Annotated in this window: 10 protein-coding genes; 5 read left to right on the forward strand and 5 right to left on the reverse strand. The window is 58.9% G+C overall.

What is annotated here, in order from left to right; genetic code table 11:
* Nucleotides 1-37: 37 nt before the first annotated feature.
* The 4 genes from AVI_RS03820 to AVI_RS03835 all read right to left on the reverse strand — a co-directional run bounded on the left by AVI_RS03820 (nucleotide 38) and on the right by AVI_RS03835 (nucleotide 4,997).
* On the reverse strand, nucleotides 38-1,870 hold the full coding sequence (locus tag AVI_RS03820; protein WP_015915096.1) for a methyl-accepting chemotaxis protein: 1,833 nt from the start codon (nucleotides 1,868-1,870) through the stop codon (nucleotides 38-40).
* Between the two features lie 209 nt (nucleotides 1,871-2,079).
* Nucleotides 2,080-2,499 carry a plant virulence effector HPE1-like domain-containing protein gene (locus tag AVI_RS03825; protein WP_049777134.1) on the reverse strand — a complete coding sequence of 140 codons (420 nt, stop codon included), beginning with the start codon at nucleotides 2,497-2,499 and terminating at the stop codon, nucleotides 2,080-2,082.
* 96 nt (nucleotides 2,500-2,595) lie between these two features.
* Nucleotides 2,596-3,876, reverse strand: coding sequence for a phosphoribosylamine--glycine ligase (gene purD, locus AVI_RS03830; protein ID WP_015915098.1), 1,281 nt, complete (start codon nucleotides 3,874-3,876; stop codon nucleotides 2,596-2,598).
* Between the two features lie 53 nt (nucleotides 3,877-3,929).
* Nucleotides 3,930-4,997, reverse strand: coding sequence for an acyltransferase family protein (locus tag AVI_RS03835; protein ID WP_015915099.1), 1,068 nt, complete (start codon nucleotides 4,995-4,997; stop codon nucleotides 3,930-3,932).
* Between the two features lie 232 nt (nucleotides 4,998-5,229).
* Between AVI_RS03835 and AVI_RS03840 the strand changes: the two genes are divergently transcribed.
* From AVI_RS03840 to dmeF, 5 genes are all read left to right on the forward strand, one after another.
* Nucleotides 5,230-7,542 carry a Tex family protein gene (locus AVI_RS03840; RefSeq protein WP_015915100.1) on the forward strand — a complete coding sequence of 771 codons (2,313 nt, stop codon included), beginning with the start codon at nucleotides 5,230-5,232 and terminating at the stop codon, nucleotides 7,540-7,542.
* Between the two features lie 234 nt (nucleotides 7,543-7,776).
* Complete coding sequence (locus AVI_RS03845) at nucleotides 7,777-9,033, forward strand: SAM-dependent methyltransferase (RefSeq protein WP_015915101.1); 1,257 nt, start codon at nucleotides 7,777-7,779, stop codon at nucleotides 9,031-9,033.
* A 72-nt stretch (nucleotides 9,034-9,105) separates the two neighbouring features.
* Nucleotides 9,106-10,059 carry a 4-hydroxybenzoate octaprenyltransferase gene (gene ubiA, locus AVI_RS03850; RefSeq protein ID WP_015915102.1) on the forward strand — a complete coding sequence of 318 codons (954 nt, stop codon included), beginning with the start codon at nucleotides 9,106-9,108 and terminating at the stop codon, nucleotides 10,057-10,059.
* 74 nt (nucleotides 10,060-10,133) lie between these two features.
* Nucleotides 10,134-10,409 (forward strand): metal/formaldehyde-sensitive transcriptional repressor, encoded by a 276-nt coding sequence (locus AVI_RS03855; protein ID WP_015915103.1) that lies wholly within the window; start codon nucleotides 10,134-10,136, stop codon nucleotides 10,407-10,409.
* Nucleotides 10,406-11,473 carry a CDF family Co(II)/Ni(II) efflux transporter DmeF gene (gene dmeF / locus AVI_RS03860; RefSeq protein ID WP_015915104.1) on the forward strand — a complete coding sequence of 356 codons (1,068 nt, stop codon included), beginning with the start codon at nucleotides 10,406-10,408 and terminating at the stop codon, nucleotides 11,471-11,473. The genes AVI_RS03855 and dmeF overlap by 4 nt, the downstream gene beginning before the upstream one ends.
* Nucleotides 11,474-11,594: 121 nt before the next feature.
* Here the strand turns inward: dmeF and AVI_RS03865 are convergent, their stop codons facing one another.
* Entirely contained in the window at nucleotides 11,595-12,176 is a 582-nt protein-coding gene (locus AVI_RS03865; protein WP_015915105.1) for a DUF6101 family protein, read from the reverse strand.
* Between the last annotated feature and the right edge of the window lie 315 nt (nucleotides 12,177-12,491).

Raw genomic sequence — 12,491 nt, forward strand, 5'->3', positions numbered from 1 at the left:
ATTGCTCCGACGGCTTTTGTCTCGGGAGTGATCTGTTTCAGCCAGCCCGGCGCATCTGCTGGGCCATGCCGCCAAGAGCCGCGCCATCACCCTGCTGGTTGACGCGAAAACCCTGGATCAGGTTGAGAAGGTCGCCGGTGTCGTTGGCGAGAACCTCGGCTGAGGCGGTGGTTTCCTCGGCCATTGCGGCATTCTGCTGGGTGGTGGTGTCGAGCACGTTGAGCGCGGAAGAGATCGAGCGGAGCGTGGTATCCTGTTCCTGGGCACTGGCGGCAATCCGCGCCACCACCTCGTTGGCCTCGGTGATCTGGGTGGAGATCCGCTTCAGGGCTTCGCCGGTGCGTCCCACCAGCTGCACGCCTTCATTGACCTGGGCCGACGAGCGAGCGATCTGCGCCTTGATTTCCTTGGCTGCTGCCGCCGAGCGTTGTGCCAGTTCGCGCACTTCCTGGGCGACGACCGCAAACCCCTTGCCGCTTTCACCGGCACGCGCGGCTTCCACACCGGCATTCAGGGCGAGAAGGTTGGTCTGGAAGGCGATTTCGTCGATCACCCCGATGATCTTGGTGATTTCCTCGGAGGATTTTTCGATGCCACTCATCGCCTCGATGGCGTGGCCGACAATGCCGTCGCTCTGCTGGGCTTCCTGGCTGACCGATTTCACCCGGCTTGCCGCTTCGCGGGCGCCATCGGCGGTCTGGCGGATCGCCACGGTCAATTCGTCCAGCGCTGCCGAGGTTTCCTCCAGATTGGCGGCCTGGCGCTCGGTGCGGGTCGCAAGCTCGCCGGAGGCGCGGCGGATTTCTTCCTTGCTGACGCTGATATCGTTGCCCTTCAGGTTGACGCGGGCCATGGCCTGCTCCAGCCGGGTCAGGGCATCGTTGAAATTATGGCGCAGATCCTCGTATTTGGCGCCGAGATCGGCGCAGCGCACGGTCAGATCGCCGGTTGCCAGCTTTTCCAGCGAGGCGCCGATGGTGGCGACCACATGCGCCTGGGCGCGGGCTTCTTCAGCCTGCCGGTCGGCATTTTGCTGGCGCTCGCTGTCCAGTTCGCGCTGCTGTTCTTCCTGGCGGGCTACCATGGCATGGCGTTCCCGCACCTTTTCCTGCAAGGATTTGGTGGCCTTGGCCATCATGCCGACTTCATTGCTCATATTGGTGTGGGGAATGGTCAGCGTGACATTTTCATCGGCCACGGCCCGCAGCGCATCGTGAATGGCCGTCAGCGGCCGCGAAATGCCACGGATCACCACATAAGCGGCGGCAAGACCGATGACGAAAACGATCAGGCCCATGGAAATGGCCTTGAAGATGGCCGCATTCACTTCCGCATCGAGATCGTCCATGTAAAGACCTGTCACGACGACCACACCCCAGGGCTCAAAGGCCTTGGCGTAGGAACTCTTGCGGAAATCATTGCCTTCCAGGCCAGGCTTTGGACCGTAGAAATCGGTGCGCCCGCCGCCTTCGCGGCCAAGCTTGACCAGTTCGTCGCGATAGGCAAAGCCCTTGCTGTCGGCTTTGCCTTTAAAGTTCTGCCCGACCCGTTTCGGATCGGGATGAAACAGCATGTTCACATCATAGTCGTAGCCGAAGAAATAGCCGTCCGGGTCGAATTTCAGCGCATTGATCGTCTCATAGGCCTGCTTTTGCGCATCGGCCCGCGACAGGGTGCCCGCCACTTCCTTGGCATTGTAAAGCTTCATCACCGAAATGGCGGTTTCCACCTCGGTGCGCAGCATTTCATAGCGTTGGGTATAGATGGTTTGCTCTGAGGAGCGGATCTGGAAGAATGTCGCGATTGCGAAAGCCGCCATCAATCCGCCAACCAACAGGAACAGTTGCAGCGAAATCCTGAGATTTTTCATAGGTGTCTTCCAGCCCCGATCAATTTTCAAGGAGTATAGTGGCATTTGCTAAAAAAAGCCTAAAGACAGTCCCTTGGCAGTTTTTTGGTTGTATTTTATCAATGGCTGACGAGTGGGTTGTGGGTCTGCGTTATGTCGCAAATGGCAAACGCAACGTCACAGTCTCAGATTGTCGCCTCATCAACACCAAGGGGCCGGTAGCTGAGGGATTATTTCAGGCGCAGTTGCATTCTATCTGCATCGAGAGGGTGATGATCATCGCCGACGGCGGCGGTGGTTGCTGCCGTGTCGAGCCCGTCTCCGGCCAGCCCCACCAATTGGTTGTCGTGGTCCAGCCAGCCATCCGCCTTCTGGACGTAAGTGACGGGCGAGCCGCCCAGCCAGGCTTCGGTGCGTACCAGCTGTTTATGGCCGTTGCTATCGCGAAGCTCGATCCGCTGGGTGCCTTCCGCTAGGATTTCCTGGGCCTGTTCCGGCGCTTTTATCGGGACGCTGGGCGGGCAGGTTGTGCAGGCCATAGCCGAAATACTGGGTGTCGCCACGTCGCCACCACGGATTATTTCGATGGACGAGGCCTGCGCCGTCTGTGACAGCAACAGGGTGGCAAGAGTGGCGATCACGGCACGCATTGACTGGCTCCTCAAATTCATAGGGAGAGATTAGCCAAAGGATGTTGTCGCGCCGTAATCTGGAATGTTCAAATTTTATCGATTGCTCGTTTTGGATCAGGATTCCGACGGCTTTTCGCGGGCAATCGCCTGCCAGCCGATATCGCTGCGGCTGAAACCATTGTCCCACTCCACCTGCCGGGCCAGCGCATAGGCCTTTGCCTGGGCTTCAGCCACCGTCTTGCCGCGGGCCGTGGCGTTCAGCACGCGTCCGCCGGTGGCAATCAATTGGCCGTCCTTCAGGGCGGTGCCGGCATGGAAAACCTTTGCCTCGTCGCTGGCGGCAGGGATGGCGGCGATGGGGGTGTTCTTTGTGAAACTGCCCGGATAGCCTTTCGATGCCAGAACCACAGTCAGCGCCGGATCGTCGTGCCACTCGGCTGAAACCTGATCCAGCGTGCCTGACGCGCAGGCATGCAGCAGCGGCAGGAGATCGCTTTTCAGCCGCATCATCAGCACCTGGCATTCCGGATCGCCAAAGCGAACATTGTATTCGATCAATTCGGGGCCTTTCTCGGTGATCATCAGCCCTGCGAAAAACACGCCGGAAAACGGCATGCCCAGTTCCGCCATGCCGCGCATGGTCGGCTCGATGATCTCGCGCAAGGTGCGCTCCACCATATCAGAGGTCATCACAGGGGCCGGGGAATAGGCGCCCATGCCGCCGGTATTGGGGCCGGTATCGCCATCGCCAACCCGCTTATGGTCCTGGGCGGTGGCCAGCGGCAACAGCGTCTTGCCATCGCAAAGGCAGAAGAAGCTGGCTTCCTCGCCATCCAGAAACGCTTCTACCACCACCTCGGCGCCTGCGGCCCCAAACGCGCCTTCGAAACAATCGTCAATGGCCGACAGCGCCTCGTCCAGCGTCATCGCTACGGTCACGCCCTTGCCAGCCGCCAAACCATCGGCCTTGATGACGATGGGCGCGCCCTGCTGGCGCACATAGGCCTTGGCTTTGGGCGCATTGTTGAAGCGCTGGTAAGCGCCGGTCGGAATGTTGAAGCGGGCGCAGACATCCTTGGTAAAGCCCTTGGAGCCTTCCAGTTGCGCGGCTGCCGCCGATGGCCCGAAAACGGTGAGGCCCGCGGCGCGAAGCGCATCGGCAAGGCCTGCCACCAGCGGTGCTTCCGGTCCGACCACGACGAAATCCACCGCCTTGTCCTTGCAGAAGGCGATGACGGCGCTGTGATCGTCGATATTCACGTTGACCAGTTCGGCATGTTCGGCAATGCCGGGATTGCCGGGCGCGGCGTAGAACGCGCCGATCAGCGGCGATTGGGCAAGCTTCCAGGCCAGCGCATGTTCACGTCCACCCGAACCGATCAGCAGAATATTCATGGCACAGCCCTCTGGAAAACCTGCCCGGCGGTTAAGGCGGGCAGCCGAAAAGGTCAAGAGGAAAGGTGCGTGGCAGCGGGAATGTCCGCTTTGCCCGTTGCGGAGGACAAGGCTGGAAAACGTGCCTTCCACAGGCCGAGAAAGAAGCGGCGCGAGGGTTTTTCAATCACGCTATAGCTGAGTGTTGCCGCTGCAAGGCTGGCAAAAATCATCACGAGGCCGGTAAGCCAGCCGGGCAGGGTGGGGCCAAACGCAGTGCGTAGCACTGTGAGTGTCAGGAAGCTGACCGGCATGTGGAAGAGATAGAGTGAAAAGCTGATCCGCCCCGCAAAACGCAGCGGAGCCGAGGCCAGCACCGTCTTGGAGAGCGGGGCTTCGCAGGCGGCCAGATAGACGATGATGGTGGCGATCAGCGCCGTTGACGTCCCCCAGAAGGCATTGGCAGCGGCATAAAAGCTTTGGCCGAGAAAGAACAGGGCGATCAACCCAAGGACCACGAGACCGGAAAGCATCGTTGCGGGCCGGCAATAGCCAGCGGAAAACACCCGGCCTGCCAGAGCACCGAATAGAAAATAGGGAATTTTCGACAGCAGCACGATGCCGGGGCCGGGGAAGCCGAGATACATGGCGATGGCGAATCCGCCAGCGATGGCCGCGCAAAGGCCGGGACGCTTGGCCGGATTTTCGAAACACAGCCAGAGCAGCAGGAAAAACAGATAGAACTGGATTTCCGGTGGTACCGACCAGAACACGCCGCTGGAGCCGAGCATGGCGATATGGCGGAAGATCTCCACCAGACCTGTGACCGGCTGGATATAGTGCAGCGCCGGAATGGCCGACAACAGGATGACCAGCAGCACAGCGACCAGATAGACCGGATAGATCCGCACGAAGCGATGCACGAGATAATCGGCCACACTGGCACGGGTGAAGGGCTTTGTGCCGTAAAGATGGGCCATCAGAAAGCCGCTGAGCGAAAAGAACAGCGCCACCGAGGGATCGCCGACCAGCATGGCTGGAAGGCTGATGCCAAGCAGCAAGGGCATATGCGAGAGCACCACGGCAAAGGCCGCAAGGCCGCGCAACCCGTCAAGACTCTGGATATATTGGCTTTTATTCATCGCTGACCTGTTCCTGGCAGGGTGCGCCTGCTCCATTTTGAACTATAGGGGCAGCGGAGAAAAAGTGAATGGTCATAAATGGTTAACCTTGTTCGGTTGGCGATTTCCTGACGGAATGGTTAACCTGCCGGTTGATCTTCTGGCGGCTTTCCTGTGGAGTCGCATCGCTTGGCTGTTGTGTTGCCCGATTGGCTGGCTACAGTGCGCGCCGCACGATCAAGAAGGAAGTTTCATGGCCGACGATATCAAATCCATTGCCGCACTGATTGCGAGCGAGATCAATGCCCGAGCCGATCAGGTGATCTCCGCGGTGGATTTGCTGGATGGCGGTGCCACGGTTCCCTTCATCGCCCGCTACCGCAAGGAAGTCACCGGTGGGCTGGATGATACGCAATTGCGCAATCTGGCCGAGCGCTTGACCTATCTGCGCGAGCTTGGTGCGCGCCGCAAGGCGATTGTCGAGAGCATCACATCACAAGACAAGATGACCGATGAACTGGCCATCAAGATTGCCCGCACCACCACCAAGGCGGAGCTGGAAGACATCTATCTGCCCTACAAGCCCAAGCGCCGCACCCGCGCCGAGATTGCCCGCGAAAAAGGCTTGGAGCCGCTGGCCAATGCGATTTGGGAAGACCGGACCAGCGATCCGGCCAGGCTGGCAGAGGCCTATGTGAAGGGCGAAGTGGCAGACGTCAAAGCGGCACTGGAAGGCGCGCGCGATATCGTGGCCGAAGCCATGGCGGAAAATGCCGACCTGTTGAAGAGCCTGCGCAATTATTTGAAAGACAAGGCCATTCTCTATGCCAAGGTGGTCGAAGGTAAGCAGGCGTCTGGCGAGAAATTCGCTGATTATTTCGACCATTTCGAGCGCTGGGCCACCGTGCCGGGTCATCGGGCCTTGGCCATGCTGCGTGGCTGGAACGAAGAGATTTTGACGCTGACCATCGAGGCGGACAAGGACGACACCTCACTGATCAAGCCAACCCACCGGATGATTGCGTCAGCCTATCAGATTGGCCAAAAAGGCCCCGCTGATCAATGGCTGATGGAGGTAGCGGGCTGGACCTGGCGGGTGAAACTGTCCATGTCGCTGTCACTGGACTTGATGCGCGATTTGCGTGAGCGGGCCGAAGAAGAAGCGATCCACGTTTTTGCCCGCAATCTCAAGGATTTGCTGCTGGCGGCCCCCGCCGGTTCGCGCCCCACCATGGGACTTGATCCGGGTATCCGCACCGGCGTGAAAGTGGCGGTGGTGGATGGCACCGGCAAGGTGCTGGAAACCACGACGGTCTATCCTTTCCCACCGAAAAACGACATTCGCGGCACCCAGGCCGAGCTGGCGGGCCTGATCCGCAAGCATGGCGTTGACCTGATCTCCATCGGCAATGGCACTGGCAGCCGCGAGACGGAAAAGCTGGTGGCCGATATGCTGACGCAATTGCCCGCGACCGGCAAGAAGCCCACCAAGGTCATCGTCTCGGAAGCAGGCGCGTCGGTCTATTCGGCGTCAGAACTGGCCGCCAAGGAATTCCCCAATCTCGATGTCTCCTTGCGCGGGGCCGTGTCCATTGCCCGTCGCTTGCAGGATCCATTGGCGGAATTGGTGAAGATTGATCCGAAATCCATCGGCGTTGGCCAGTATCAGCATGATGTCGATCAGGGCCGTCTAGGCCGTTCGCTGGATGCCGTGGTTGAAGATGCGGTGAATGCGGTGGGTGTCGATCTCAACACCGCATCGGCTCCGCTTCTGGCGCGAGTGTCGGGGTTGGGCGGCTCGATAGCCGAAGCAATCGTTGCGCATCGTGACCAGACCGGGCCGTTTTCCAGCCGCAAGGATCTGTTGAAAGTGGCCCGGCTGGGTGCGCGCACGTTTGAGCAATGCGCCGGATTCCTGCGCATTCCCGATGGCAAGGAGCCGCTGGATGCTTCGTCTGTTCACCCGGAAGCTTATGGGGTTGCCAAGAAAATCGTTGCGGCCTGCGGGCGAGATCTGCGCACGTTGATGGGCGACAGCAGCCTGTTGAAAGGGTTGGACCCGCGCCAGTTCGTTGATGAGCAATTCGGTCTGCCCACGGTGAAGGACATTCTGGCTGAGCTGGAAAAGCCGGGCCGTGACCCACGCCCCAGCTTCAAGACTGCCATCTTTGCCGATGGGGTGGAGGAAATCACCGACCTGAAACCCGGCATGTTGCTGGAAGGCACGGTCACCAATGTCGCGGCCTTCGGGGCCTTTGTCGATATTGGCGTGCATCAGGATGGCTTGGTGCATGTGTCGCAATTGGCCGACAAATTCGTCAAGGACCCGCATGAAGTGGTGAAAGCCGGTGATGTGGTGAAAGTCCGGGTGGTGGAAGTGGATGTGAAGCGCAAGCGCATTGCGCTGACCATGCGCAAGGATGGTGGCGAAGCGCCGCCGCCATCGGCTCGTGACAATCGTGGCCCGGCGGTGATGCGCAATGTCAATCCGAAACCGGCCCGTGATGAAAAGCCCGCGATGGGTGGCTTGGGTGCGGCACTGGCCGAGGCGATGCGTAAGAAATAACGCCTCACCAGTATTAGCCAGCAAACCGATGTCCGTTTTTCGATCCGATGGACCGTAAACTATTGCGGGAACACAAAACACGCGCACATCCTGAGGTGAGCGCGTGTTTTGCTTTTCGGAAAAGTTCCCTGGGTTTTTGAAGATTATGTGACAAAAGCATACTTGTCAGCGCCATTGGAGAGGATAGGGTTGCCGTTAGCGGACAGGCAATCTCTTTCCTTTCAGGAGGTGTCAATGGCATCGTCTCTTCGTGGCATGTTGATGAGAATCATCCGAAAAGGCACGCTGGAGGTCATCGGGGCCGATGGCAAGATGCAGCGTTTCGGTGATGGTTCGGGACCGCCGATTGCGATCCATTTTTTCGATGACGAGGCGGAAGACGAGATTTACCGCGATGCGCAGCTGAAGCTGGGTGAGATCTACATGCAGGGCCGGATGGCCTTCGAAAAAGGCGATATTTACGACCTGCTGGCGCTGGTGAAAACCAATACGCTGGTGTCTGACCTGACCTTTCCGATGCTCTGGCGCGGCTTGCTGCGGGTGGCGGCGGCGAAAGTGCGGGGGGCTTTGCCGGTCAATCGCAACCAGCGTAATGTCGCCCATCATTACGATCTCAGCGCCAAACTGTTCGACCTGTTTCTGGACGAGGATTGGCAATATTCCTGCGCCTATTTCAATCCGCCGGGCATTTCGCTGGAAGAGGCGCAACTGGCGAAGAAACGCCACATCGCCGCAAAGCTGATGGCGGAGCCGGGCCAGCGGGTGTTGGAGATCGGCTCCGGCTGGGGCGGCATGGCGATCTATCTGGCGGAAACCTGCGGGGTCGATGTCAGCGGTATCACGCTTAGCGAAGAACAGTTGAAGGTGTCGCGCGAACGGGCGCGCAAGCGCGGTCTCGGCGACAGGCTGCGTTTCGACTTGCAGGATTACCGCAGCCTGAAGGCGCGGCCTTTTGACCGGATCGTTTCGGTCGGCATGTTCGAGCATGTCGGCCCAACCCATTACCGGCATTATTTCCGCAAGGTCCACGAGCTGATGCAGGATGATGGGGTGATGATCCTGCATTCCATCGGCCAGCCTTATCCGGCGCTCTACAACAATCCGTTTTTCGAGAAATATATCTTCCCCGGCGGCTATATTCCTTCGCTTGCCGAAGTCCTTCCGGCCATCGAAAAATCCGGCCTGCTGGTGGCCGATTGCGAAATCCTGCCGATGCATTACGCCCATACGCTGCGCCATTGGCGAAACCGGTTCATGGCACGCCGCGATGAGGCGGCGCGGCTTTATGACGAACGCTTCGTGCGGATGTGGGAATTTTACCTCGCAGGCTCCGAAATGGCCTTCACCCATGAGGATTTTTTCATTTTCCAGCTGCAAATCACCAAGAAGCGGATAAGCGTACCTGACAATCGCGACTATATCGCCGCACGTGAAGAGGCGCTGAAGGCGGCGGAAACGTTGCGCGCACCCTTGGAAAAAGTGCTGTTCTGAACGAGCCGGTGTCTGTTGGCCAAGGCTTAAGGACAGTTTTCTTGGATACGAATTTGGGCTATCACGTCAGACATGAGCACCGCCAGCGACACCACCGCCCGCGTCCAGGACGCGCTTTCCGATAATTGGGTCTACCGCCTGCTGCCACGGGCGGTCTGGCCCTATGCGCAGCTGGCGCGCTGGGACCGGCCAATCGGCTGGGAATTGCTGATGTGGCCGTGCTTCTGGTCATCGGCGCTGGCAGCCAATTTTCTTGCCTCCAGGGACGCGCTGCTGGTCTGGACCTTCATCGCCCACCTCCTGCTGTTCTTTGTTGGCGCCGTTGTCATGCGCGGTGCTGGCTGCACCTATAATGATCTGGTCGATGAGACGATCGATATGGAAGTGGCCCGCACCCGTTCGCGCCCCTTGCCTTCGGGGCGGGTGACGCGGGGCCAAGCCAAGCTGTTCATCGTCGCGCAGTTGGTGGTGGGCGCTGCCGTGCTATTCTGCTTCAACGGCTTTTCCATCCTGCTTGGCCTGGCGTCGCTGGCCATCGTGGTGATCTATCCCTTCGCCAAGCGGTTTACCGATTGGCCGCAGTTTTTCCTTGGTCTGGCTTTTTCCTGGGGTGGGTTGATGGGCTGGGCCGGGTTGACCGGGTCGATGTCTATCGCCGCCGTGCTGCTCTATATCGCTGCCGTGGTCTGGACCATTGGCTATGACACGATCTATGCCCATCAGGACAAGGAGGACGACGCCCTGATTGGCGTGCGCTCCACCGCAAGGCTGTTTGCCGAGGACACCAAGATCTGGCTGACCGGATTTTACGGCGCGATGGGCCTGTTGCTGGCCCTGTCCTTCGTGCTGGCCGGTGCCGGTTTCCCCGCCTATCTCGGACTGCTGGTGGCGCTCGTTCTGCTCGGCTACCAGATCAAAGTGCTGGATATCCATAATCCGGTTCAGTGTCTGGCGCTGTTCAAGCTGAATGGCAAGGTTGGGCTGATTCTGTTCATCGGTCTGGTTGCTTCTATTCCCTTCGCCTGATCACTCGGCCCGACAGCTGCGGAATATAAGAATATTCTTGTGTTTCGTCTCAAAATAGGGTACCCCCCTATATTATGAGCCATACAATCAAACACCAGGCCAAGCTTCTCGCCCGCATCCGCCGGATGAAGGGACAGATGGAGGCCATCGAAACCGCGCTTCTGGCGGAAAAGCCGTGCAGCGATATCATGAACCTGACGGCCTCGGTGCGGGGAGCCCTGACCGGGCTGATGACCGAACTGGTCGAGGAGCATATCCGCGAGCATATCGTTGCCGAAAATCTCGATGCATCCGAGCGTCATCACGGTGCCGACGAACTCATTGACGTGATCAGGAGCTACCTGAAATGATCCCGGACCCGACGTCTCACGGCCACGATTCGCATCAGCATCACCCTCATGACCACCATCCTCACGGGCAAGGCGGTCATGCTCATCCGCATCATCATGGGCCGGGCAATCGCCACAGCCATGTCTTTCTTGGCCGGAACCATCAACGCAATGAGCGTCGCACCTGGGCGGTGATTGGCGTCACCACGGTGATGATGGTGGTGGAAATCGTCGCGGGCAATCTGTTCGGCTCCATGGCGCTGACGGCGGATGGCTGGCATATGGCCACCCATGCGGGGGCGATTTTTGTGTCGGCGCTGGCCTATAGCCTGGCGCGGCGCCATGCTGATAACAGTGGTTTTACCTTCGGGACCGGCAAATTTGGTGATCTGGCCGCCTTTTCCAGCGCGATCTTTCTCGGCCTCGTGGCTGTTATCATTGCCTGGGAAAGCCTCTGGCGGGTGTTTCAGCCGGTCGCCATCGACTTTAGCGAAGCCATCGTCATCGCGATTATCGGTCTGGCCGTTAATCTGGTCTGTGCGCTGCTGCTTCAGGAAGATCATCATCATGGACACGGCCATCAATATGACCATGACCATGACCATCACGAGCACGGCCATCACGCTCATTCCGAAGCCATCGGCAGCCATGCTGGCGGCGACCGTAATTTGCGCGCTGCCTATATCCATGTGCTGGCGGATGCGTTGACATCGGTGATGGCGATTGCAGCCTTGCTGCTCGGCAGTGTTTTCGGCTGGCTCTGGCTCGATCCGCTGATCGGCGTTGTCGGTGCGCTGGTCATCGGCAGCTGGGCCTTCGGCCTGATGCGCGATAGCGGCATGGTTCTTCTCGATCATGTCTCGGATGGCGAAGATCTCTCCGGCACTATCCGCCGGGTGATCGAAGCGGAAGGGGCCGATATTGCCGACCTTCACGTCTGGCAATTGGGCCCCGGTCATCACGGTGCCATCGTTTCGCTGGTGGCACGCGAGCCGCAATCTCCTGCCTGGTACCGCGAAAAACTGTCCCAGATTGCCGCTCTATCCCATGTGACTGTCGAGGTTGAGCGCGCCGAGGCAGCATAATTGCCGCCAACGTTCAGACATGGCGGAGGACATTTTCCGGGGTGCGTCGCCTCAAAACGAAACATGGCCCGCCTTTTCCGGTGAGCCATGTTAAAATATTCGCGTATCGACAACCGCTCTGTTAACGGCGGGCGATGATTTCCTTGCCGGAAATTTTCATCGCAACACCCAGCGAACCGGTTGTGCGGCGGACCAGGAAGCGCGGACGGCGCTCTGCGAAATAGGAATGGCGGCGGCGGCTGCGCGGCGGTTCGGCGCGCAATTCGCCCAGATGCTCTTCCAGCGGCCGGGCAACCCCATCAGCCTCGACCATCAGCATCGGAATGCGGAAGGTTTCGGCCCAGCTGCGCCAGTCGGCGGCAATGTCACAGAGATCATGGGCAACCAGCAGCGGAATGCACAGGTCCGGATCAGCATGATGCAGTTCCAGCGTCACGGTCACTTCGCCATTGCCATGGTCGATGGCGCGGGCAGCAATCCCTTTGAAAGCCCGGGCCGGAAGGGCAAAGGACATCGGCAAGCCGCTGGCCGGCAGGATCTTGCGCAGCACGGCACCGCGCTCGTCGAGTGTAACGGAGACATTTCCGGAAGCACCAGGGCCGGAAGCATCGCGCAACGTATAAGTCACATGTTGCGGAAACCGTGATGGTTCCAGTCGAAACGTTGCTCCAGCCCAGACGGGCTTCATAACCGTGTTCGTCATCTTACTACCCTTGTTTTACCTGAGAGCCGTTATTGCATCTGCTCTTTTCACTGGGACTTTTCGTCCTCTGAGGCCAAAGATAGCCTTGCCGGGTTCCGGACCGCTTAAAAATCGCGGTTAAGAAAACTTTGCCGTTCCAGATGGTTATCGAATTGCCAGCGCTAACGGTTTCGATTTGGTGAACGGCTTTTGTAAAATTGTGAAGGATTAGTTAAGAGTATTCTACTATGTTTGAATGATAATGCTACGACAACCTGCGTCGGTCACCAACCTTTATTGGTATGATCGGTGAATTTCACAATACGTGTAGAACTG

It is taken from the genome of Allorhizobium ampelinum S4 (genome assembly GCF_000016285.1).
Taxonomy (GTDB): Bacteria; Pseudomonadota; Alphaproteobacteria; order Rhizobiales; family Rhizobiaceae; genus Allorhizobium; species Allorhizobium ampelinum.